The sequence below is a fragment of the Paenarthrobacter sp. YIM B13468 genome, from assembly GCF_042788025.1.
Taxonomy (GTDB): domain Bacteria; phylum Actinomycetota; class Actinomycetes; order Actinomycetales; family Micrococcaceae; genus Arthrobacter; species Arthrobacter aromaticivorans.
The window spans coordinates 175,690-198,947 of sequence record NZ_JBHZPI010000003.1 but is presented as its reverse complement, the minus strand read 5'-3'; the positions used below and the strand labels follow the sequence as shown (position 1 = coordinate 198,947).

Here is a 23,258-nt window from a genome sequence, read left to right as displayed (position 1 = left end):
TTCAGAACGGTGCTCACTGTCGTGCACGTTCTTAGCTGGAGGCTCGGAGTGCTTGGACGTATGTTTCGACGCGTTCGAGGGTGGTTTCGTCGTGAGGGCCCCATTCAGGGTGCGGCGTGCCGGGCCCAGCGTAGGGTTCGTCCCGGTAGTGGCGCTGATATTCGGCCAGTTTTTGTTCGAGTTCGGTCCGAATGAGCGCGTATGCGGGGTCATCAGCCACATTTCGAACTTCGGTGGGATCGTTATGGAGGTCGTAGAGTTCCCACTCTGCTTCGAATACGCGTTGCGAGGCACCGGGCACGTCGAGCCCGTCATTGTAGTAGTGGATGAGCTTGTAGTCCGCTGTGCGTATGCCGTAGTGTCCGGGGGCTGCATGGATCGGGTCATCGTGTTCCCAATAACGGTAGTACGCGGCGTCGGGCCAGTCATCGATCTCTTCTCCCCTGAGAAGGGGGCGGAAGCTGCGGCCTTGCGATGTGGGAAGCGCGCCCTCTGCCTTGATGCCAGCAATATCCAAGAAGGTGGCAGCGAAATCGACATTTGTGATGATGGCTTCGCAGCGGCTGCCAGGTGCAATTTCGGCCGGCCATTTCATCAACAACGGCATTTGCAGCGACTGGTCGAACATGAGGCGTTTGTCGAACCAGCCGTGGTCGCCGAGGAAGAACCCTTGGTCCGATGTGTACACGACGAGTGTGTTCTCAGAGAGGCCGCGTTCGTCGAGGTAGTCCAGGAGCCTACCTACGTTGTCGTCGATGGATTGGATGCACTGCAGGTAATCGCGCATGTAGATTTGGTACTTCCACCGCATCCGCGCTTCCCGGTTTTCCGGTCCGCGCAGTTCTTCGGGAACTTCAGTCTTAAGGTCGTCGGCGCCCATATCGTCGGCAATAGTCATGTGGACATTTCGCACGGCCTGGCTGCGCGTGGCGTAGTCGTCGAAAAACGTTTCCGGTTCAGGGATCTGCCCGTCAGCATAGAGATGCTTGTGCTTCTCGTCGGGAATCCACGGGCGGTGGGGTGCCTTGTGGTGCACCAGCATGCAGAACGGTTCCTCGCCCGTCAGCTTGTTCAACCAGTCTATGGACAAGTCCGTAACGATGTCCGTCGCATAGCCGGGCACGGTGGTGCTCCCGCTGGGGTCGATCATCTCGGGGTCGAGGTAGTCACCCTGCCCGGGAAAGATCTTCCACTCGTCGAACCCCCGCGGCAGAGCCTCGCCTTGCTCTCCAAGGTGCCACTTTCCAAAGAGGGCGGTCTTGTAACCCTGCGCATGAAGGACGTCCACGAAAGTAGGCACGCGGTAGTCCATCTCCGTCCAGATGGACGATACGCCGTTGATGTGGCTGTAAGTTCCGGTGAGGATTGAGGCACGCGAGGGGCTGCAGATTGAGTTTGTGCAGTAGACAGCATCAAAGCGCATGCCGCCTTCGGCGATGCGATCCAGATGCGGAGTCGTGTTCACCTGGCTGCCGTACGCAGAAATCGCGTGGGCGGCGTGGTCATCGGACATGATGAAGATGATGTTGGTATTGGACATCTCTCCCTTTCTAAAGTTCTTGGGTGTTCGGTCCACCCTTTAATGTGCGGGCGGTAATTCGCTTAGTCAGTGTTGCCGGAGCAGATCGGGTTCAGTTGAGCTGAACCTTCTTGGTGATGCGGAGGTCGGTCACCGAGGTGCCGAGGCGCAGGGCGTATTCACCGCTTTCGTAGGTCCACCCCTCGTCCCAGTACGCGAGCAGTCGGGTTGGGACCTCGATAGTCGCGGTCACCGTTTCGCCGGGGCCTGCCCAAACGGGCGCTGAAGCGACAAGCCAACGCACGGGACGTTCGACGGCGGAATCCGGCTTTTCGGCGTAGATCTGGACCACGTTCTTGCCGGCTCGGTTTCCGGTGTTGGTCAGGGTTACGGTCAGTGGCAGGACCATACCCGCTGCTGCTTGTGCCGGGGCGTCGAACGTATCGAGGCTCCAGGTGGTGTAGCCGAGGCCGTATCCAAATTCGTAAGCGGGGGTGGCGCCGGTTTTGAGCCAGGCACGGTAGCCGATGTGAATTCCTTCTGCATAACGGAGCTTGCCGTCGGCGTCGGGGGTTGTGTTCAGGACAGGGACCGGCCCTTGAGTCGCCGGCCAGGTGGTGGGCAGGCGCCCGCCCGGTTCCGTGGTTCCGATGAGGATATCGGTAAGGGCATTGCCGAATTCCTGGCCGCCGAAGTAGCCGATCAGGATCGCGGCAACCTCGTGTCGCCAAGGCATGACGACTGGCGAGCCTGCGTTGACAATCACAATTGTGCGCGGGTTCGCTGCGGCGATGGCATGCACCAGGCGGTCCTGTAGCCCGGGAAGATCCAGAGTTGTGCGGTCGTAGCCTTCAGACTCGACTCGCGAGTTGGTCCCGACCACAACGACGGCGACGTCGGCCTCCCGCGCGGCCCTGGCCGCTTCGATGATGAGCACCTCAGAGTCGGTGTCAGCGGGTTCCGTGCCGAGCGTGACGCTGAGGGCGTTCTCCAACGGACCGGTCCGGCCTGCGGTGTCCAGTTCCACGCGGATATCCATGGGAACACCGGCGCTGACGGGGACCTCAACGGTTGAGGAGGGCGGGGCGAGGAAGGACTCGGCGATATCTTTGCCGTCCATCTCAATGACAGATTCATGAAGCAGCGCGTCGTTGACGTAGAGCCGTGTACGTCCGACAGTGGCTGCGCCGAGACGGATGGTGCCTGTTTCGTCCGGGGTATAGACAGTGTGCAGCCGCACGGTTGAAGAGTCCCGTACCGGTGCGTCGCCACCGAACCACACGAGAGCCGTGGAGCGGCGGTCCTCCGTGAACAGCTCACCACCGGCGCCGTCGAGGAAGGAGACCCGCAGTCCTGGTTCACGGGTGACAGGATTGATCAGCTGGGCCAAGGGTAGCTCGGCGACACCTTCCTGCACGATGGCGCCAAAGCTGTAAGTGACGTTCTCCGTCCCGAAGGCGGCTTGGATCCCCTCCAGCGGGGAGACGATCTTCTCCGGCAGGACAGTCGCGGACCCGCCGCCCTGTGTCCTGGCGAATTTGGCGTTGTGCCCGATTACGGCCACTTTTCCCGTCACGGCACTGTCCAGCGGCAGCACGCCGTCGTTCTTTACCATGACAGTTCCCGCCGAGGAGGCTTCCCGGATGAACGCCACCAGGTCCTCTCTATCCACCGGTTCTGCCTGCACCGGCTCGAAACCTTCCAGGGCCCCCACTCGCGCAGCGAGCTGGAGGATTCGCAGCACCTTCCGATCGACAGTTGCCTCCGAAACATCTCCGGTCCTGACCGCAGCCACGAGCGCTTCCCCCCAAGGTCCGTCGGGGCCTGGCATGACCAGATCCTGGGATGCTTTAGCGGAATCGATGCTACGCACGGCCGTCCAGTCGCTAATGACCACACCGTCAAATCCCCATTCGCTGTTCAACGGGGTCTCCAACAGGTCGTTCTCGGTAGCAGTCGTGCCATTGATCGAGTTGTACGCGCTCATGACCAACCATGCCCGCGACTCCACGATGGCCTTTTCGAACGCCAAAAGGTAAAGCTCCCGCAGCGGCCGCTCATCGACCTGCACATCGACGGTAAATCGGTCAGTTTCAGAGTCATTGGCGACGTAATGCTTCGGCGTGGCGGCGACGCCGTTGCGCTGCAGGCCGTTGACGTATGCGGCAGCCAGTTCTCCCGTGAGCACGGGGTCCTCACTGAAGGCTTCAAAGTGCCGGCCGCCCAGCGGGGAGCGGTGCAGGTTAATGGTCGGGCCAAGGACGACATCCACTCCTTTCCGGCGGGCCTCGACGGCAGAGGCAGCACCGAGCCGGTCCGCAATGCCGGGATCCCACGACGAGCTGATGGCCGTCGCCGACGGGAAATTCATGGATGGCCGGCGTTCGTCCCACATCTCGCCGCGGACCCCGCTTGGGCCATCGGACATCACCATGGAGCGCAGCCCGATTTTTTCCACCGGCATGGTCGTCCAGAAGTCACGACCTGTCAGTAACTGAACTTTTTCCTCCAGGGACAGCTCCTGGACCAAGGAGTCCAAGCGCCGGTCTACGCTGAGGGTTTTCATCGTTCCTTCTTTCATTGGTGCTTGGTGCCTGTCCTGAGACCGGCCATGGTCGCCTCGGCGGTGCTTTCGTCACTGGGCGCAAAGCCAAGACGCCAGGCCTTGAAGCGCAGGGACGTGCCTTCGTTGGGGACCACAGGGGCGGTGTAGAGATTCCATATCCGGCCGTCCTCGGCTGGGCTGCCGGTTACCCGGTCCATGAGCCTCCGGGGAACTTCTGCCTGCTTTGGTAATGAGGTCCACCCGATCGACGCACCCGGGGTAGCGCAGTTCGCCGCTACGCCTTCGGCGGTAACTGACAGCGTGGGAGCCGCGGTTACAGGGGCCTGGCCATGAGGACGCCAGCTGTCCAGCAACTGCTGTTCCGGCATCATCCCCAGGTCGTGAATATCGTTCTGCCAGGCTTGGAGCGCGGCCCTCAGCCGGTGCAGGGTTTCGGCCTGCCGGGGTTCGTGTGCGAGGTTGCGGGCTTCGTGGGGGTCATGCTTGAGGTCGTAGAGTTCCTCAGCGGGCTTCGAGGCAGCGACGAGGCTCCGCTGAAGGTCGCTGAGGAGGCTGGGGTGTTCGCCGCATGCCAACTGGCGTGCTTCTTCGCCCCGTAGGCGACGGAGTTCTGACCAGGTAGCAGTGTGGTCGGGGTAGTCGATATGGGGCATGGGTGAGCGGTCAGGATGGAAGTTCCGTACGTAACGGTATTGGCTGTCACGGACGGTCCGGGATGTGTCTTCTGATTCGTCCATGCGATCCCGTCCCCCGAATATGTGGTCGTTGGGACGGTCCTTGAAGCTGCCATCCGGTTCTAGGAGGGGCTTGCCGTGCATGTGGGCGGGAACGTCCAGACCTGCTGCTTGGAGCATTGTCGGTGCCAGGTCCATGGTGTGGACGAGGTCCGTTCGGACGGTGCCGGGGTGGATGACTTCCGGCCAGCGCAGCAGCAGGGGCACGCGTAGGCCGGCTTCTGTCGCCCAGCGTTTCGCCCTCGGCATTCCTTTGCCGTGGTCGCTCCAGAAGACCACGATGGTGTTCCCAGTCAGTCCGTCTTCCTCCAGCTGGCCGAGGATGTTCCCAGCCCACTGGTCCATTTCCGTGATCAGGTCCGCGTAGCGTGCCCAGGCCCGCCGGAACACTTCAGTGTCGGGATAGTAGGGCGGGAGTGGTGCCGTCGCCGTCTGGTGCCGCCTCTGCGCTGCAACGTTTGGAGTGGCCTGTTCAAAGGACTCCTCATCAAGGTAGATCTGCGACTCGTGGGTGGTCATGCCATGGAACATCGCGAAAAAGGGGGTGTCCGCTCCTGGGCGGTTTCGCCAGTGTGCTGTCGGGCTGCACTCATCGAAAACTATGGGCGGAACGTCCACTTGGAAGTCCGTGAAGGAGTTGTTGGTGCAGTAGTAGCCGGCACGTCGGAAGTATTCGGGCAGCAGCCCTACCTCCGGCGGCGGGACGGCCTTAGTGCGCATGTGCATGGTACCGATGGCAGCCGGATGGCAGCCGGTCAGAATTGCCGACCGCGCCGGTGCGCACACAGGTGCGGACGCAAACGCCAGATCGAACCGGGCGCCCTCGGCCGCCAAGCGGTCCAAGTTTGGCGTAAGCGCATATTCGGCGCCGGGCCAGATGCCTGAGTAGCAACCAAGATCGGGGTTGATGTCGTGCGTCGAGATCCACACAACATTGGGCAGGCTCATGGGGTGTGGACTCCAGCGTGTTCGTTTGGTTGTCCGATACCAGACTGAAACTCCCCGAGCATCGGATCTCCCGTGCTCCTCATCCAGCGCGAAAGACTGTTCCTTTTCCGGGCAAGTACCGGCGCGAGGTCAGAGCTATCCACCAGATTCGTCAGGCAGTCCGGATCGGTAGAGAGGTCATACAGTTCTTCACGGGCACGGGTGAGGTAGAAGTCAGCGCGCTGCCGGATGGCCTCGTTGGTCGGGGCAGCCTCCACCATCGCCGGCCAGGTCAGACCCCACATGTTCTCCGCGCGGTATTCGGTGTTGCCATCAGCCCATCCGTTCCAGATATAGCCATACTGCAGGTCCTGAACGCACCGCATCTCAAAGCGCTGCTTTGCCGAGGTCTCGTGGAACACACTGAAGACTTCATTCCGTCCTTGTTCCGTTGCCCCTGTCAGAAGCGGGGTGATCGATACGCCGTCGATGCCATCCGGTATGGCGACACCAGCGGCATCACAGAAAGTAGGGAAGAGATCGAGCATGCTGATGAAGTCGTCGTCGTTACTGCTGCCCGGAGCGGTCACGCCAGGCCATCGGACGATGAGCGGGGTCAGCGTGCTGCGGAGGTAGCAGTTCGCTTTCGCAAACGGGAAGGCCATGCCGTTGTCCGACATAAAGATCACCAGAGTCTCCTCTGCCGCTCCGGTTCTGTCGAGGGCAGCAAGCACTGCTCCGACGACGTCATCGCACCTGCGGGAGGAGCTCAGGTACTCTGCGTATTCCTGCCGGACATCGGGTAGGTCGGGAAGGAATCCAGGGACTTCAACGTCATCTGCGACGAAGACCTTTGAAGGCTCCGGATATTCGTTCCGTTCCGCTTCGCTCCAGAGTTCCCGCTCAGCCATGCTGCCGTGGAATGGCCGGTGGGGATCGTGGGCATTGGCCATGAGGAACCAGGGGCGGCCTTCATGCGATGCGTTGGCGATGAAGTCTTCGGCCAGGCTGCCGTAGGCTTCCGGGTTCCGCCCTAGCCCTAACTGGCGCATGTCTGCGGCCATGTCCCAGCCGAAGCGCTCCACCGGCTGGATGTGGCCCACTTTGCCTAGGATCCCCACCTTGTAGGCTGCCTGTTTTAGGTGGTCGTTGATGACGCCGATGCCCTCGCGGATGGGTTCGAATCCTTCGGCCCCGTTACGGTGGGGCCACAGCCCGGTCATGAGGGCGGACCGGCTGGGTTGGCAGACGGCCGCTGGGACATGGGCGCGGTTAAAGACCATTCCACCGGCGGCCAATCGGTCAAGGTTAGGGGTGGCGTCCTTGGGGCCTCCGAAGGAACCCGGCGTGTTGCCATCCATGTCATCAGCCGTGATCAGCAGGATGTTGGTCATTGGTTTTCCTCTCCTTCGTACGAGAGATGGCAGTTAGTCGGTGCCGGAGTGCGGGTGGTCGATAGCGTCTGAGGCGTTGTTAGGCATTCTGAGCGGCGAGCAATTGTCGGCGCTCCTCCCGGCGGCGTGCCTGGGCTTTCGGATCCGCCACGGGTGCCGCGAAGAACAGACGTTGTGTGTACGGGTGCTGTGGGCGGCTGGTGACTTGGTCGCCGTCGCCGAATTCGACGATTTCACCCCGGTACATAACTGCTACGCGGTGGCTGATGTGCCGCACCACCTCGAGGTCGTGCGAGACAAAGAGGTATGCCACCTGGGTTTGCTCCTGAATATCCTTGAAGAGCTCCAGGACCCGCGCCTGGGTGGAGAGGTCCAAAGCCGAGACCGGCTCGTCACACACAATCAGCGCGGGTTGCAGGGCCAAGGCACGGGCGATCGCGATCCGCTGGCGCTGCCCTCCCGAGAATTCCCGGGGAAGCCTGTTGCCTGCGTCAGCCGGCAGGCGGACCATGTCGAAGAGGTCCTTGATGCGCTTGGATGATTCAGAACGGGGAACTTTGCGGACGTCGAGCGGCTCGGAGAGGATTTGTTCCACGGTCAAGGACGGATTCAGTGATGTGTAGGGGTCCTGGAAAACCACCTGAATGTCACTCGCCAGTCGACGGCGGTCCGTACGGCTTGCGTGGGCAATGTCCTCGCCGCGAAAGAGCACCTGCCCGTCGGTGACGGGGGCCAGGCCGAGGACTGCCCTGCCAAGCGTTGTTTTGCCCGATCCTGACTCCCCTACCAGGCCAACGCATTCGCCTCGGTGGACGTCGACGGAGACGCTGTGCAGCGCCCGGAAAGGATTGCCGCGGAAGCCATGGCCGGGGTATTCGACGGTGACGTTTTGGACGTCAAGCAGCAACTCACTCATCGGACTGCTCCCTTCGGGGACGGGCTGGCAGAGTTGCCGGCAGTTACGAGCGGGCCTCGGGGTTCGGCCTCGCTGAGGATGGCACCCAGTAGCTCTTGGGTGTAGGGGTGGCGGGGGCTTTCGAAGATCGGCGCTGTGGGCCCGGTTTCAACGATTCGCCCGAGCCGCATGACGGACACCCGGTCACAGAGGTCGGCGACCACGCCAAAGTTGTGCGTGACAAGGACAACGGCCATACGGAACTCTTTCTGCAGGTCCCGGAGGAGGTCCAGGACTTCGGCTTGGACTGTTACATCCAGGGCAGTTGTGGGTTCGTCGGCAATCAGCAAGTCAGGGTTGCAGGAGATGGCTCCGGCGATCAGGACGCGCTGGGCCATACCACCGGAGACTTCGTGCGGATAGGCGGCAAATGTTCGCTCGGGATGGGGAATCCCCACCCTAGCCAACAGGCTCAGGGCTCGTTCCCTTGCTTCCTTGGCGGATATTCCGAGCTGGATTTGCATCGGCTCGACGAGTTGGCTGCCGATTGTGAAGGAGGGGTCCAGGTTGGACATTGGTTCCTGCGGGATGTAGGCGATGCTTCGACCCCGGATCTTTTGCATATCCCTTTCGGATACCTTCGCAAGGTCCCTGCCCTGGAAGTGGATCGAGCCACCCACGATTTTGCCGCCTTCAGGCAGTAACCGGAGGATAGACCAGGCCGTCTGGGTTTTACCTGATCCGGATTCCCCGACCAGCCCGTGGACTTCTCCCCTGTGGACCGTGAGGGAAACATCGTGGACCACCTTCTTCAACCCGCCGTCGGGGCTGGGATAACCGACGGACAAGTTGGTCACTTCCAGGACCACTTCTCCGTCTGGCGCACCCGATTCTTCGTGCCGGATGATTTCCGACGGCGCCTCAGCCTCCGTCGCGGCCGGCGCCTTCGCCTTGCGGCGTTGCTTGCGGGGTGCGTTGGAGCGCTCCAGCTCGTCCCTGAGGCTGTTGGCCAGCAAAGTGAGCGAGATGAGCGTCAATCCGATGGCGAGGGCCGGCCACAGAATGAGCATGGGAGAGGTGTAGAGGTTGGTGAAACCATCGCTGAGCATCGAACCCCAGGTGGGAACGTTGATGTCCCCCAGGCCCAGGAACTCGAGGCCGGACTGGACGGCCAGGGCGATGCCGCCAACGATGGCCGACTGGATAACAATTGGGGCGCGGACGACGGAGAGGATATGGACTGCAATAATGCGTCCGTCGCCGAGGCCCGAGACGCGTGCGGCGTCGACGTAAAGTTCGTTCCGTACAGCTGTAACAGAGGCGTAGACGAGCCTGAAGAACGCCGGAGAGAGCATGACGCCGAAGATCAGCATTGAGAGCCAAAGTGAGGGCCCCACGACGGCGCGGGCCGCCAGGAGGACAATGATGGTCGGCAACGCCATCATCAGGGAGATCACCCATGTCCAGGCAGTGTCGATCCATTTTCCGAAGTAGCCTGCGAGCAAGCCCCCGCTTACACCGATGATCATGGAGGTAAGCAGCGCCACCAGTGCTCCGGCGAGGCTGAACTGTGCACCGAAGATGAGCCTGGACAGCACGTCCCGGCCTGCGCCGTCCGCTCCCAGCAGGTTCTCGCTGTTGGGAGGAGCCAGGACGTTCTGGATCACGGCCGTGTTCGGATCGTGCGGGGCGAGGAAGTGCGCGAACAGTGCCGTGATGACGGCAATCGCCAGGAAACCCATGGAGGCGACGGCCAGAGGGTTGCGCAGGACGCGGCGGAAAAGGGAGACCTTTGACGCGTCGCGGGGGGCGACAACGATCTCGGGGTCGGTGGTGTGTGCAGGAGAAATCATGACAGACGCACTTTCGGGTTGAGCCAACCCTGGGCCAGGTCGACCAGGAGATTGAAAACGATGACGATGACGCCTGTCGCGACGAGCAGGCCCATGACCAGTGGGATGTCACCTTGGGTGGTGGCCTGGACTGCCACTTGTCCCAGTCCGGGGATCGCAAACACCTGTTCGACGATGACCGCACCGCCGAGCAGACCGACGAAGATGACGGCCAAGACCGCGAGGGCCGGACCAGCGGCGTTCCGCAAAACGTGTTTGAGGATGACACGGCGTTCTGGAATTCCACGGCTCCGCAGGGTGCGGACGTAGTCGTTGCGCAGTGCATCGATGACGGCACCGCGGATCTGCTGGGTGACGTTGGCGATGCCGCCCAGGGCCAGCGCGATCACCGGAAGAGTCACGGTCTTCAACCACCCCGTTGGGTCCTCTGTGAAGGGAACGTAACCCGTGGGATCGAACCAACCCAGGGTTAGTGCAAAGAACAACACGAGGCCGACGGCGAAGAGGAATCCAGGGATCGCGTGGCCGAGGATGGCAAGAAGCTGGGCGACTTTATCTATCCAGCCGCGCTTCGTTGCAGCCAGCACGCCTAGAACAACTGAGACGACTGCGACTACAAGAACGGTCCCGATGACCAAGGACAAAGTAACGGAGAGGCGGGAGAAAATGGCGGCCGAGACCGTCTGGCCAGTGAACCATGACGAGCCAAAGTCTCCCGAAAAGGCGTGGGCCACCCAGTCGCCGTACTGGGCCAAGACGGGTCGGTCGAGGCCCAATTCGTGGGACTTTTGAGCAACAGTCTGCGCGTCGGCCGATTCGCCGAGTATTTTCCTGGCGATGTCGCCGCCACCAAGGTAGAGAAGCGTGAAACCGAAGGTGGTGATGGCCGCCAGCAGTACTAAGCCGGTGAGTAGCCTTCTCACTATGAATGCAATCATGACTGGTTTGTCTTTCGGTAAATGGGGTGCCGGGGCCCGTGGGAACCCCCGGCATAGGTCCTAGGCTTTGGGCGTAATGTTCCAAAGGTTGGGCCAGGCGTTCCCCTGGTTGAGCTCCACCTTCGTCTTTGCGTTAGTGACGAAGAAGTTCGTCGGCGTGTACCAGGGGGCAAACCACGCCTGGTCCACGACGTACTGGTTCAGTTCCTTCAGTGCAGCGTCCCGGTCGGCGCCTTCGGCCGTGCGGATCTTGCCGATGAGGGCATCGACCTTCGGGTCTTGATACTTGAAGGTGTTCCAGGTCGCCGTGGGTGCAAGGAGGTTGCTGATGAGCTGCCATTCGTTGGCGTCCCGTTGCAGGGTGAAGTAGGAGACGCCGTACTTCTTGCTTTGGAGGTCCGGGATGATGTTCTGTCCGACGTCCACGTAGGAGACCTTGATGCCGACATCGCTGAGCTGCTGCTGCAAGAGGGGCCACATCTGCTTGGGGAATCCCGGTGCGGTGGGGATGGTGAGTTCAAAGCCATTGGGATAGCCAGCCTTCGCAAGCAGATCCTTGGCCTTGGCCGGGTCGAACTTGTACTTATCGTTCAATGACTTGTCGTAGGCCGGCGAGTCTTCCCGGAAGACTTGGCCGGTCACCTCTCCGAAGCCCAGGCCGACCGCCTTCAGGAAAGCGTCCCGATCCACGGCGTAGTTGATTGCCTGGCGCACTTCGACTTTCCCCAGCGCGGGGTTGCTTTGGCCCGCACGGTCGAACAGCATCAGGCCAGCGAAGTTCAAGGAACTGCCGTTGTCAGTGAAGCCGGCGGCCTTAACCTGGGGGATGATGCTCACGTCGTTGATGGCCGACGCATCCAACTGCTTGCCGCGCAGGGCGTTCAGCAGTGACGTGGCGTCGTTGTAGACGTTAATGGTCAGTGAGTCATACTTGACGGCGTCCGCGTTCCAGTACTTGGGGTTCTTGTCGAACTTGTACGACGTACCGACCACCGTTGACCCGGTGTTCAGGGTGTATGGTCCGGAACCAACAGGGTTGGTCTGGACGTCGGGCTTACTGAAAGCTGCGGGGCTTTCCTGCATGCCCGCGGCCTGTGCCAGATAGATCAAGAAGGCAGGATTGGCCTGCTTGAGCGTGATCTCCAGCGTGTTCTTGTCCTTCGCAGCGGCGTTGACCATGTCAACGACCTTGCTGCGCTGTGGAGAGGTGCCGTCACGGAACCGCAGGAGATTCTGAGCGGCAACCTCGGCCGTGAAGGGAGTTCCGTCGGTGAAGGTGACATCTTCCCGGAGTTTCATCGTCAGGACAGTCTTGTCTGCGTTGTACTCCCATTGTGTGGCCAGGTTCGCCTCAACGTCTTTGCCGTTCGGTGAAGGCTTCAGCAGGCTGTCATAGACGGCCTGGAAGTAGATCGACTGGTTACCCCAGTTAAGGTTCCGCGCCTCGAACGTCTGCGGCGGAATTATGTTGCCGAGGACAAGGCTGGGCGCGGTTTTTGCCGCGCCACCTGTGTTGCCGCCTCCGCCTCCGCCGCAACCGGCCAGCGCAAGGCCGGCCGCAATCACGGCTGCAACAGCGGCCTTTTGAAAACGCATCATTACGTCCTTTCAGCTTTGGAGGCACCCAGCTGTGTCTCGCCGCAGTACCTGCCGCTCATCACTGAGCAGTAAGTCGAGAATGGCAGATTGTGAAGCACAACACAAGACCCAATCTATATAACTTGTGAAATAGTTCTCGGCGAAGTGAAGCTGGTAAATCTCTGGCCAAGGCAATTCCACTAGTGATATAACTAAGCCATCGGCCGGCCATGGCCTCAAATGAACGCCCCGGGATATCCCCGGAGACAGGAATGGATCGATGAAGATCATTTATGTGGACGTTGATTCACTTCGCCCGGACCATACCGGCGCTTACGGGTATGCCAGGAACATCACCCCCAACCTGGATGAGATGGCTCGGAACAGCGTCATTTTTGACCGCTACTACTGTTCGGACTCACCCTGTCTTCCCTCCCGAACAGCGCTAACGAGCGGCCAGCACGGAATCACGAACGGCGTTGTAGGCCACTTCGGAGACGACGCGCGGTTCCGTCTGGATGCCGGCCACGCCCCACACCCCCACCGCCCGCTGCTGGGGCAGGCGTTGAACATGGCTGGCTACACATGTGCCGCTGTGTCTTCCTTCGCCGAACGGCATAGGGCCTACTACTTCATGGGCAATTTCAGGGAGAACGTCCAGGTCACCGCCGATATGGGCGACGAGCCAGCCGACATGATCACGGACGCCGCGCTGGAGTGGATCGAAAGGCACCAGGACGTCGAGAACTGGTACCTGCACGTCACGTACTGGGACCCCCACACGGACTATCTCCAGGACGAGTCCTGGACGGCCAAGGCTGCGGCGTCAGGTCCCGCTCCTTCATGGCCCGATCAGGACGCCATTGACTCCCACGCTGAGATCTACGGCGCTCGAAGCGCCCTGGACCTGCACTACTCCGGGGGTCCAAGGAAGTCCAAGGTCCCCCACAACATGCCGGACGAAATCCGCACCCGCGCCGACTTTGAACACCTGATCAACGGCTACGACGGAGCCATCCACTTCTGGGATACCGAGTTCGGCAGGCTCCGCCGCGCGATTGAGGACATGGGGCTGGCAAATGACGTCGCCATCGTGGTTTCCTCGGACCACGGGGAATCGTTTGGCGAGCTCGGTCTCTATGCCGAACACGGCCTTGCCTCCGAACCAGTTCACCGGCTTCCGATGATCGTTCATTGGCCAGGTGTGACTGACCAGCCCGGCCTAGCGGGCAGCCGCAACGATGCCCTTCTCTACAACATCGATTACGCACCCACCATCCTGGATTTGCTCGGGTTGCAGCAACCGGAAAAGTGGCAAGGTAAAACTTACGCACCCGCCGTCCGCGGCGAGTCCATCGAGTCACGCCCCTACCTTGTCTGGGGCCATGGGGCCCACACGTATCAGCGTGCCGTCCGTACTCGCGATCACCTGTACATCCGCACATACCACCCGGGCTGTTTCAGGGCCGAACTCGAATCGCTGTTCAACGTGACTGAGGATCCGTACCTGACCAACAACCTCATTGCCAGCGAACCCGTTCTGGCCGCACACATGAGGTCAAATCTCATGGAGTGGCTTGGCCACTACGCCGGAACACCAGGAGCCCTGCCGGATCCTATGCAGGGATCGCTTCAGGTTGGCCCCACCCTCTATAACCAGCCGAAAGATTACGCCCAGCATCTTCGCAATACTGGCCGTGGTCATCTCGCCAAACATCTCGAGGAGCAATTGAACCCGGGCAATGCAGCGACACACGTCTCATGGCATGCACAGGTGCCCATAAGCGAGGATGATCGAGAGGCGATGAGAAAGCGCTTTGCATTGATCACGGCCCAGGAGTAAAAGTGGCAAGAGTAACCGTCGAAAAGGAAGCGGCCCCCAAGGGGATCCGCGTTGAACCCGGAGCCTCACTCGGCAGGCTCGAAGTAATCCTTCTGAGCCTGCTGAGCACCAGCGCGCGCACCGGCTATGACGTCCGTAAATGGCTTGACCGGCATGGCGCCTACGTGGGTTACAGCGCGCAAACGTCACAGATTTACCGCCAGTTGGGCAAGCTCGTCGACAGGGAATGGGCGTTCCCCGTCCCTGACCCACGCAACTCCGGGCCCGACGCCAAGCTCTACCAGCTAACGGACGAGGGCCGCCGGAAGCTCCAGGAATGGATTGATTCACCCTACGAGCCGCCGTTGCGTCCCCTGGACCCCGATTTTCAGGTCAGGCTTCGTTTCGCCGGAACGGACAGCCCGGAAAAGGCCTTGGAACTCGTTCGTACCGAGCTCCAGTTTCGCCGCGAACACCGCCAGGACCACATGTTCACCACGGAGCTGGCAGAACAAGATTTCGGTCCTGACCTTGATGAGGACGAACGTTACTGGCGTGAGGAGTTACTGCGTCTCCAGAGTGAACGAGGCCTGTACATGGTCAACAGCCTGATGGCCTGGCTTGAGGCTACGGAAATCCGGCTGGAGGCCATCATCCGGCAACGGAACCTGAAGAGGGCAAGATGATCCAACTATCAACTACCAACTCAGTCCCGGATCCCGGCCACAGCTGCTGCACAGCCAGTGTCCACTCTGCTGCTCCCCAGGCGGTCCGCGCTGCACCGGTGTCGACCGGATCGGCAAAACCCGCTCACGAGGAAATCCATATCCCCAGTGGAACGTACATGATGGGCGATGGGTTCGGGGAAGGGTATCCAAACGACGGCGAATCACCCGCTCATGAAGTCCACCTCGACACGTTCGTCATGGACGTCACCGCTGTCACCAATGAAAAGTTCGCGGCCTTCGTTGCTGACACAGGTTTTTCTACAGAAGCCGAAACGTTCGGATCGTCAGCAGTGTTCCACCTCCTCTCGACAGCACGGAAGCAGGACGTTCTGGGTGTCGCTGCCGGGGCACCCTGGTGGTTGAACATCCGCGGAGCAGACTGGGCCCATCCCACCGGCCCGGACTCACGTTGGGAAGACGTTGCCGACCATCCGGTGGTCCATGTCTCTCACAACGACGCTCTCGCCTACTGCCAGTGGGCAGGACGCCGCCTGCCAACGGAGGCCGAATGGGAGTACGCCGCTCGAGGCGGACTCCAAGGAAAAAGATACGCGTGGGGCAACGAACTCACCCCGCAGGGGGAACATCAGTGCAATATTTGGCAGGGCACCTTCCCCACAATCAATACCGCTGATGACGGGTACCTCGGTACTGCCCCGGTCAAGTCCTTCCCAGCCAACGGATACGGCCTCTTTGAGGTGGCCGGAAACGTCTGGGAATGGTGCGCAGACTGGTTCCTCCCCAAGTACTACCGCAACTCCCCCGCAGAGAACCCGAAAGGCCCTACCATCGGAGCGGGTCGAGTTATGCGCGGGGGTTCGTACCTCTGCCATGACTCTTACTGCAATAGGTACCGCGTCGCAGCCCGCACATCGAACACCCCCGAGTCCTCAAGCGGCAACTGTGGGTTCCGCACGGTGGCACTCTAGCCTGCCCGGGCAGGGAGTTATCGGGCCGGGCAGGTACGTGGCCAGTCTGCCTCACGGCACCGGGGGCGCGCCTCCTGGCTCCACGAAGCGATGTGTCCGCTCGATCGCGGTAACCTTCGGATCGGTTTCATCGGCGCCATAGTCTGATGCCCGGGTTTTGTCCTGGCCTGCCGGCACCTTCAGCGCGCGCAGCACCAAGGTTAGGACCGCGGCGACGATGAGGTTGAGTGCGAAGGCCGTAACGGCGATATACACGCTGAAGTCGGTTCCCGGGATGGGGGCGACGGATCCACCGAAGTGCGCGTGGGTAACCGGGTTGACGACGTTGTAGGCCGAGACGGTACCGAAGGCTATGCCCACCGCCCATCCGACAAGCAGCGCCCAGCGGTCAAACCATCGCGTGTATAGCCCGGCGACGACGGCCGGGAACGTCTGGAGGATCCAGATGCCGCCCAGCAACTGCAAGTTGATCGCAGTGGTCTGGTCCATGGCGACGACGAAGATGAGCGCGCCTACCTTGACCACCAGCGAGACGATCTTGGAGACGCTCGCCTCCGTCTTGGGGTCGACGTCGGGCCGGATAAAGTCCCGGTAGACATTGCGCGTGAACAGGTTCGCCGCAGCAATGGACATGATGGCCGCCGGCACCAAGGCCCCGATGGCAATGGCCGCGAGGGCAACCCCGGCGAACCACGCGGGGAAATGGTCCAGGAACAACTGCGGGACCACGAGTTGGGGATTGACCGATCCATCCAGGTCAGTCGGCTTGGTGCCGGCTTTGATGGCCACGTAACCCAGCAGCGCGAGGAACCCGAGCATGAGCGAGTAAAGCGGCAGGATGGCTGCGTTGCGTCGGATCGTGTTGCGGCCCTTCGACGCAAGGACGCCAGTCACCGAGTGCGGGTACATGAAGAGCGCCAAGGCCGAGCCGAGCGCCAGCGTCCAATAAGCGGAGTAATTGGCGCCGCCCGGGATGAACACCCCGGCTGGCTTGCCCGTTGCCTGGTTCACTGTCCCCAGTTTGGTTTCGGCCGCACCGAAGATCGCATCCCAGCCGCCGAACTTGATCGGAAGGTAGATAACCGCCACGATCACCGAGAGGTAGATGAGCAGGTCCTTGACGACGGCGATCATGGCCGGTGCCCGCAAACCTGAGGTGTAGGTGTAAGCCGCGAGCACCACGAATGCGAGAATGAGCGGCAGGTCCGTCAGCAGCACGTTCTCCGAGCTGCCGAGGCCGAGCACTGTGAGGACGGACTTGATGCCCACAAGTTGAAGGGCGATGTAAGGCATCGTCGCCACAATGCCGGTAACGGCGACGGCGAGTGACAGCCACCGGCTCCCGTACCGACCGCCTACGAAGTCCGCGGACGTGACGTAGCCGTGCCTATGGGACACGGACCACAGCCGGCTCATGATGATGAAGATGATCGGATAAAGGACGATCGTGTACGGCACGGCGAAGAAGCCGGTCACTGCTCCCGTGGCCCACATCGCCGCAGGCACGGCCACGAAGGTGTAGGCCGTGTAGAGGTCACCGCCCAGCAGGAACCACGTGATCCACGTCCCGAAGCCGCGGCCACCCAGCCCCCATTCATCGAGGCTGTGGAGCCCATCGTCCGACTTGCGCCACCGAGCTGCCAAGAAACCCATGACGGCGACAATGACGAACAGCACGATGACGACGATGAGGGCGATCCAATTGATCTCGCGTCCGTTCATGGCCGATCCCCTCCGTTCCTGTTCCCGGCGCGGGCCGCTGTCCGCCGTCGTCGATCCTCCGTGCTGACTAGCCAGTAGGCGATCCCGCTAAGGCCTGCCGAGATGGGCACCCAGAGCAACTGGTACCAGTAGAAGAAGGGCATACCGCCTAACCGGGGCGCATCGACCGAGTACAGCTGCGGCATGAGTGGGAGCACGATCGCGATGGCCAACAGCACACCTGCAACCACATAGGGTAACGGCCTCGCCGGCCCTCGGGTTGGCGTCTCGCGAGTTGGCTGTCCGCCCGGCGGAACAGCGGGTAAGGGGCCCCGATCCGGACCCGCACCAATTTGATCGGACACCGACGACCTCCTTGTCGACCATACGTGGAGGGCGAGAATGTCCTCCCACCTCTTTTGTACCGCTGTCTGTCCCGCTCGGGAAGGCTTCCTCGGCCCATCCGAAGCCTGTTATCTTTCTTCGGATTGTCCTCCGTATTGTGAGACACAATTGCTCGTGTTGTGAGACGCCGTTTAAGTGAGCATCCGGGATAGCATGCGGGGTGGGGAGAGCGGAGAACGCCATGACGGCTAAGAAAGAATCACAGTTTGGAGCCACAGTTCCTGCCGCCCGCCAGGAGATAGTCGCTGCGCATGCTGTCTTCAACAGCGTGCGACCAAGGCTGTTCGGCATCGCCTACCGCATGCTCGGCAGTGTCAGCGACGCCGAAGACATCGTCCAGGATGTCTGGCTCCGGTGGCAGACTTACGACAGTCGCAGCGCCGTTCGTAACCCGGCAGCGTTCCTCGCAACGACGACGACCCGGATCGCAATCAATATGGCGCAATCGGCTAGAACGCGTCATGAAACCTACGTTGGTCCATGGCTTCCCGAGCCGGTGGATACCAGCCAGGACCCGGCAATGGGTGCGGAACGTGCTGAGGCGCTGGGGTTCGCCGTACTGCTCACTCTGGAAAAGCTATCGCCGACCGAACGCGCAGCCTACGTTCTGCGTGAGGCATTCGACTATCCGTATCAGCAGATCGCCGAAATCATCCAGGCCAACGAAGCGACGGCTCGCCAACTCGTCAGCCGTGCTCGGAAGCATATTAGGGCTGAGCGGCGGAAGCCCGTTGCTGTGCAGGAACAGCAACGGCTGCTGGAAGCCTTCATCGCGGCCGCGCAGACCGGCGACCTCTCGGCCCTGGAGCAACTCTTCTCGGCAGACGTTGTCAGTTACTCCGACGGTGGCGGAGTTGTGCGGGCATCCCGTATCCCGGTTTTCGGCAGGGAACGGGTGGCGAAGTACATACGAGCTTTTGCCGACCGGTTCTGGGTGGGCGTCACCGTTAGCGAGATACAGGCGAACGGCCAGGCATCCATGGTGCTCGCACGCAAAGACGACGGGTTCCCGTTCGCCGTCGTGACTGTAACCGTGTCACAGCAGGGAATCGACCAGGTGCTGTGGATGATGAATCCGGAAAAGCTCGGCGGAATTCCTTCATAGGCCAGGAACGGATCTTCGCACGCCCTGTCACAAAACGCAGGGCTATACGGTCTTAGCTGATGACCGCAGGCATTCACCGCCTCTGGCATTAGTTGAAAGGCTCATCATGAAGATCGTCGTCATCGGGGGAACAGGACTAATCGGCTCAAAGCTCATTGGAAAGTTATCCGAACATGGACATGAGGCGGTTGCCGCCTCACCCAACTCGGGCGTCAACACCCTTACTGGTGAAGGACTCGCCAAGGTGCTTGTGGGCGCGCAGGTAGTCGTGGATGTCTCGAACTCGCCGTCTTGGGAGGACGAAGCTGTGATGGACTTCTTCAGGACCTCCACCAGCAACCTTCTCGCGGCCGAAGCAGCCGCCGGCGTCGGACACCATGTTGCATTGTCGGTCGTTGGAACCGACCGCATGTTGGAGAGCGGGTACTTCCGGGCGAAAAGCGTTCAGGAGAAGCTGATCAAGGAATCGGGTATCCCCTACACGATCATCCACGCGACCCAGTTCTTCGAATTCGTAAGCAGCATCGCTGAGACCGGCGCCGTCGGCAGCACCATTCGCATGTCGCCGGCGCTCATCCAGCCGATCTCGGCAGACGATGTCGCAAGCGCGGTTGGACATCTTGCCTCCAGTGAACCGCTGAACGGCACTCTGGAGATTGCAGGTCCGGATCAGTTTGGTCTGGACGAACTTGTCCGCAAGGCGCTGAGTTTCCACAATGATCCACGCGAAGTCATCTCAGACCCCGAAGCCCGCTATTACAATTTTGTGCGGCTGACCGAGCGCGAGCTCCTCCCTGGCGATAACGCTCGGATCTTCGCGACCCGATTCGAGGACTGGCTGCCTCAGAACGCAGCACGATAGCTGCTCCGCTGTGGTGGCCTCGGTTGGAACTCCCCCTGGCCACCGCAGCACGTCTCCTGTCAGGGTCCTTCAGGAATGAATGACTTATTGTCGACGACGGCAATGACGCTTTTGTTGTTGGCAGAGGTTTCCACAGCCGCCAGGACACGTTGGACTTGGAGCCCGTCTTCGAACGACGGTGACGGCTGGCTTCCGTCCTGTATCGCGAGAAGGAAGTCCCGGATCTGGTGCGTGAAAGTGTGTTCCCAACCGATGATGTGACCCTGCGGCCACCACGCTTCCAAGTAGGGATGCCCGGGTTCGTTGACCAGGATCCTGCGGAAGCCCTGTTCCCTCACAGGGACGGTAGCGTCCAGGAAGTTCAGCTCGTTGAGGTTTTCCAGGTCGAACGTCAGCGATCCGTCGGTGCCGTAGACCTCGATCTGGAGGCTGTTCTTCCGCCCAGTTGCGACCCTCGAGGCTTCGACGGAGCCGCCCATGTCCCCGGTGAGCCAGAAGGTTGCCCACGCCGCGTCGTCAACGGTGACATCTTCCGTGCCCTTGGGCCCAGGACGCTGCTCAACAAAAGTCTTCAATACTCCGGAGGCCTCTAGAATGGACTGCCCCGTCAGGTACTGGATCTGGTCGATGGCGTGCGAGGCGATGTCGCCCAGCGCGCCGGAACCGGCTGTTTCCTTGCGGAGCCGCCAGGTCATGGGGGAATCAGCATCGCTGAGCCAGTCCTGAAGGTACGCGGCCCGGACGTGCCGGACCGTACCGAGGCGGCCCTCAGCGATCAGTTCCTTTGCCAAGGCCAGTGCCGGGACCCGCCGGTAGTTGAAGCCAACCATCGACTGTACGCCTCTACTGCGGGCTGCAACGGCGGCAGCCGTCATGGCTTCCGCCTCGGCGATCGTGTTGGCCAAGGGTTTTTCCACGAGCACGTGCTTGCCGGCCTCGAGGGCGGCGATGGCGATTTCGGCGTGCATCCAACCTGGCGCGCAGATATCGACGATGTGGATGTCGTCCCGCTCAATGACGGACCGCCAGTCCGTGGAAGACTCAGCCCAACCGTACTTTGCCGCTGCTTCCGCGACTGCCTCGGCGTCCCGGCCAACGAGGACTTTCTGCTCGATGGCCGGAACGTCGAAGAAGCTGGCCACGTTCCGCCACGCATTCGAATGGGCCTTTCCCATGAAGGCGTAACCGATGGCTGCAACGCCTAGCCGTTTGTCTTTCACTGCTGTTTCTCCTGCCTGGGATTGGACGCTGGTAACGAGCTTGTTGGGATTAGCCTCCCTGCTTTGTGGCCTCCGGAGCTCGCGCTCAGGGCACCGAATCTCTTTTCAGGCATTCTTTGATGTAGGCGTCGGAGGCCCGGAGGTGTTTGCTGATCTTTTCAAAGCTCCAGCCCCCGGTTCCGTGGCATTTAAGGCTTGCCACGCCTTGATATCCGACGCGGCGAAGAGTGCCCAGAAGGACGTCGTGGTCCAGGGTCCCTTCCAAGCGCGGGAGTTGTTGCTCAGCGGGGCCGAAGTTGAGGCCGTCCTTGCCGTGACGGTAGGCCCTGTCTATATCCCAGATGTAGTAGTAGAAGAGCCGTTTGCGTTCGGCCAGAAAGGTGATGGCCTCGCTGATGGTCTCCTGCACAACCCACAGGTGCGGGGGTGCGATGCACACTCCAAGATAGGGGTGGTCGATGTCGCGGATCAGGCGCTTGATCTGGGCTAGGGTGTCTACGCCTTCGTGCCACCGTTTATCTTCATTGGCGCCGGATTCGAAGTCCTCGGAGAAAGGCACGGTGAGGTGGTTCTCAACAGCTATCCGCACACCTCTGCGGGCTCCGGCTTCGACTATTGGAGGCAGGAAGGTCGAGACGAAATCGGAATAGTTCGCCTCGCAATCAAAGATCAGGGTGTCGATGCCCAGGTCAGCGGCGAAATCGACGCGTTCGAGAATTTCGTCCTGGGTCTTTCCGTAGACAGTCAGCCCGCAGGGGGTGAGTCCGTATTTATCGAGCAACCCACGGATAATGCCCGGGTCGTCGCCCGGGTTGACGTGGTGAGCCAGCGGTGCCGCTGACGACCAGAGGTTGACTTCTTTGAAGCCAATGTCGGCGAGGTCGCGGATCGAATCCTCGAAGTCGTAGTCGTGGAACGGGACAAGTTCGGCGGCATATCTGAACATGAGATTTTCTTTCGAAGAAACTGATTTCTGGGCTACCAGATAAAGAGGGCTTTTTCGGTTTCGCGACGATCGAAGGCTTGGAAGGCTTCCTCGGCCTGGTTGATGGAGAATTCGTGGCTGATGAGCTTTTCGACCGGTACTTTCTGATCAAGGACAAGGCGGACGATCCCTTCCCAGTCACCGGCTGGGAAGTACCAGCCCCCGACGACGGTGAGAAGCTTCCGTATGATCTGCTCGCTTGGGTTGATTTCTGTTGCTCGGGATTCTCCGACGAAGGCGACGGCTCCTAGCTTCGCAGCAGCATCCAAGGCAGAGTTTTGCCCGGCCGGATTGCCGGAGCAATCAATGCAGATCTCGGCCCCGCGGCCTTGGGTGAGCTCACGGACCCGTTGGACGGCGTCGTCGGTCCCGCTGTTAATGACAGCCTCTGCCCCGAGCCCGCTTGCCTGTTCCAAGCGGTCGGCGATGACGTCTACGGCGATGATGCGGGCGCCGAACGCCTTTCCCACAAGTACCGCGGCCAAGCCCATTGGTCCCATGCCGAAGACGGCGAGGGTCTTGCCGCCCGCTACACCAAGCTGCTTTTGCACGTGGTACTGGCTGCCAATCATGTCGGTCATCACTGCTCCGGCTCGGAAGGAGAGCTCGTCGGGCAGCTGTAGGCAGTTCCGTTCAGGCAGGACGAAGTAGTCGGCGTCGCCGCCGTCGACGTCGAACCCCAGGCACTTCCACTGCTTGCATAGCATCATGTAGCCGCTGAGGCAGTACTCGCAGAAGTTACACCCCAGGGCGAGATGCCCTGCAACGCGATCACCTTCCTTGACGTGGGTGACGGAGTCGCCGATGCGGACGACTTCGCCGGCGGCTTCGTGTCCCGGAATTACGGATCCTTCGCGGGCGCCTTCGCCGCCGACAATCGGCCTGCCGTGGTAGAGGCTCATGTCGCTGCGGCAAATGGCCGAGGCGCGGGTGCGAACCAGCACGTCATGCGGGCCGAGGTCAGGGATTTTCCGTTCTTCCACGATGACTCGCTGGTCACCGGGAAGGATGACTGCTCTCATTCTCGATTCTCCATGTTCCTGTTCGATGTGTTAGCTCCGGGGAAGACGCCTGGCCAGATGTTGCAGGGGTGCTCT

General features: G+C 61.1%; 18 protein-coding genes. 5 read left to right on the top strand and 13 right to left on the bottom strand.

Annotated features, from left to right (window positions below; genetic code table 11):
- Positions 1-31: 31 nt before the first annotated feature.
- The 8 genes from ACFX4T_RS04565 to ACFX4T_RS04530 all read right to left on the bottom strand — a co-directional run bounded on the left by ACFX4T_RS04565 (position 32) and on the right by ACFX4T_RS04530 (position 12,425).
- A complete protein-coding gene (locus tag ACFX4T_RS04565; protein ID WP_377650947.1) occupies positions 32-1,540 on the bottom strand; it encodes a sulfatase in 1,509 nt (502 codons plus the stop codon).
- A 91-nt stretch (positions 1,541-1,631) separates the two neighbouring features.
- Positions 1,632-4,085, bottom strand: a complete 2,454-nt coding sequence (locus ACFX4T_RS04560; protein WP_377650946.1) for a beta-glucosidase — start codon at positions 4,083-4,085, stop codon at positions 1,632-1,634.
- 11 nt (positions 4,086-4,096) lie between these two features.
- A complete protein-coding gene (locus tag ACFX4T_RS04555) occupies positions 4,097-5,767 on the bottom strand; it encodes a sulfatase (protein ID WP_377650945.1) in 1,671 nt (556 codons plus the stop codon).
- The gene (locus ACFX4T_RS04550) at positions 5,764-7,140 is read right to left on the bottom strand and encodes a sulfatase (protein ID WP_377650944.1); all 1,377 of its coding nucleotides are present in this window, start codon (positions 7,138-7,140) and stop codon (positions 5,764-5,766) included. The genes ACFX4T_RS04555 and ACFX4T_RS04550 overlap by 4 nt, the downstream gene beginning before the upstream one ends.
- Before the next feature lie 79 nt (positions 7,141-7,219).
- Positions 7,220-8,056 carry an ATP-binding cassette domain-containing protein gene (locus ACFX4T_RS04545; RefSeq protein ID WP_223949193.1) on the bottom strand — a complete coding sequence of 279 codons (837 nt, stop codon included), beginning with the start codon at positions 8,054-8,056 and terminating at the stop codon, positions 7,220-7,222.
- Complete coding sequence (locus ACFX4T_RS04540) at positions 8,053-9,888, bottom strand: dipeptide/oligopeptide/nickel ABC transporter permease/ATP-binding protein (protein ID WP_377650943.1); 1,836 nt, start codon at positions 9,886-9,888, stop codon at positions 8,053-8,055. The genes ACFX4T_RS04545 and ACFX4T_RS04540 overlap by 4 nt, the downstream gene beginning before the upstream one ends.
- Positions 9,885-10,826 carry an ABC transporter permease gene (locus ACFX4T_RS04535; protein WP_377650942.1) on the bottom strand — a complete coding sequence of 314 codons (942 nt, stop codon included), beginning with the start codon at positions 10,824-10,826 and terminating at the stop codon, positions 9,885-9,887. Before ACFX4T_RS04535 ends, ACFX4T_RS04540 begins: the two co-directional genes overlap by 4 nt.
- Before the next feature lie 60 nt (positions 10,827-10,886).
- Positions 10,887-12,425 carry an ABC transporter substrate-binding protein gene (locus ACFX4T_RS04530; RefSeq protein ID WP_377650941.1) on the bottom strand — a complete coding sequence of 513 codons (1,539 nt, stop codon included), beginning with the start codon at positions 12,423-12,425 and terminating at the stop codon, positions 10,887-10,889.
- A 259-nt stretch (positions 12,426-12,684) separates the two neighbouring features.
- Here ACFX4T_RS04530 and ACFX4T_RS04525 point away from each other — a divergent pair, with 259 nt between their 5' ends.
- The 3 genes from ACFX4T_RS04525 to ACFX4T_RS04515 are packed head-to-tail and all read left to right on the top strand — an operon-like array spanning position 12,685 to position 15,883.
- Positions 12,685-14,247 carry a sulfatase gene (locus ACFX4T_RS04525; protein ID WP_377650940.1) on the top strand — a complete coding sequence of 521 codons (1,563 nt, stop codon included), beginning with the start codon at positions 12,685-12,687 and terminating at the stop codon, positions 14,245-14,247.
- A gap of 2 nt (positions 14,248-14,249) precedes the next feature.
- Positions 14,250-14,912 carry a PadR family transcriptional regulator gene (locus ACFX4T_RS04520; protein WP_223949188.1) on the top strand — a complete coding sequence of 221 codons (663 nt, stop codon included), beginning with the start codon at positions 14,250-14,252 and terminating at the stop codon, positions 14,910-14,912.
- On the top strand, positions 14,909-15,883 hold the full coding sequence (locus ACFX4T_RS04515; protein WP_377650939.1) for a formylglycine-generating enzyme family protein: 975 nt from the start codon (positions 14,909-14,911) through the stop codon (positions 15,881-15,883). Before ACFX4T_RS04520 ends, ACFX4T_RS04515 begins: the two co-directional genes overlap by 4 nt.
- Before the next feature lie 51 nt (positions 15,884-15,934).
- On the opposite strand, the gene mctP is transcribed toward ACFX4T_RS04515, so the two are convergent.
- On the bottom strand, positions 15,935-17,605 hold the full coding sequence (gene mctP, locus ACFX4T_RS04510) for a monocarboxylate uptake permease MctP (protein ID WP_377650938.1): 1,671 nt from the start codon (positions 17,603-17,605) through the stop codon (positions 15,935-15,937).
- Entirely contained in the window at positions 17,602-17,949 is a 348-nt protein-coding gene (locus ACFX4T_RS04505) for a DUF3311 domain-containing protein (RefSeq protein WP_377650937.1), read from the bottom strand. The genes mctP and ACFX4T_RS04505 overlap by 4 nt, the downstream gene beginning before the upstream one ends.
- Before the next feature lie 221 nt (positions 17,950-18,170).
- Between ACFX4T_RS04505 and ACFX4T_RS04500 the strand changes: the two genes are divergently transcribed.
- Both ACFX4T_RS04500 and ACFX4T_RS04495 read left to right on the top strand, forming a co-directional pair.
- A complete protein-coding gene (locus ACFX4T_RS04500; protein WP_377650936.1) occupies positions 18,171-19,094 on the top strand; it encodes an RNA polymerase sigma-70 factor in 924 nt (307 codons plus the stop codon).
- Positions 19,095-19,200: 106 nt separating this feature from the next.
- Positions 19,201-19,956, top strand: coding sequence for an SDR family oxidoreductase (locus tag ACFX4T_RS04495; protein WP_377650935.1), 756 nt, complete (start codon positions 19,201-19,203; stop codon positions 19,954-19,956).
- 59 nt (positions 19,957-20,015) lie between these two features.
- On the opposite strand, the gene ACFX4T_RS04490 is transcribed toward ACFX4T_RS04495, so the two are convergent.
- The 3 genes from ACFX4T_RS04490 to ACFX4T_RS04480 form a co-directional block, all read right to left on the bottom strand.
- Positions 20,016-21,176, bottom strand: coding sequence for a Gfo/Idh/MocA family protein (locus tag ACFX4T_RS04490; RefSeq protein WP_377650934.1), 1,161 nt, complete (start codon positions 21,174-21,176; stop codon positions 20,016-20,018).
- A gap of 85 nt (positions 21,177-21,261) precedes the next feature.
- Positions 21,262-22,122 carry a sugar phosphate isomerase/epimerase family protein gene (locus tag ACFX4T_RS04485; RefSeq protein ID WP_377650933.1) on the bottom strand — a complete coding sequence of 287 codons (861 nt, stop codon included), beginning with the start codon at positions 22,120-22,122 and terminating at the stop codon, positions 21,262-21,264.
- Between the two features lie 32 nt (positions 22,123-22,154).
- Positions 22,155-23,183, bottom strand: coding sequence for a zinc-binding dehydrogenase (locus tag ACFX4T_RS04480; RefSeq protein WP_377650932.1), 1,029 nt, complete (start codon positions 23,181-23,183; stop codon positions 22,155-22,157).
- Positions 23,184-23,258 lie beyond the last annotated feature (75 nt).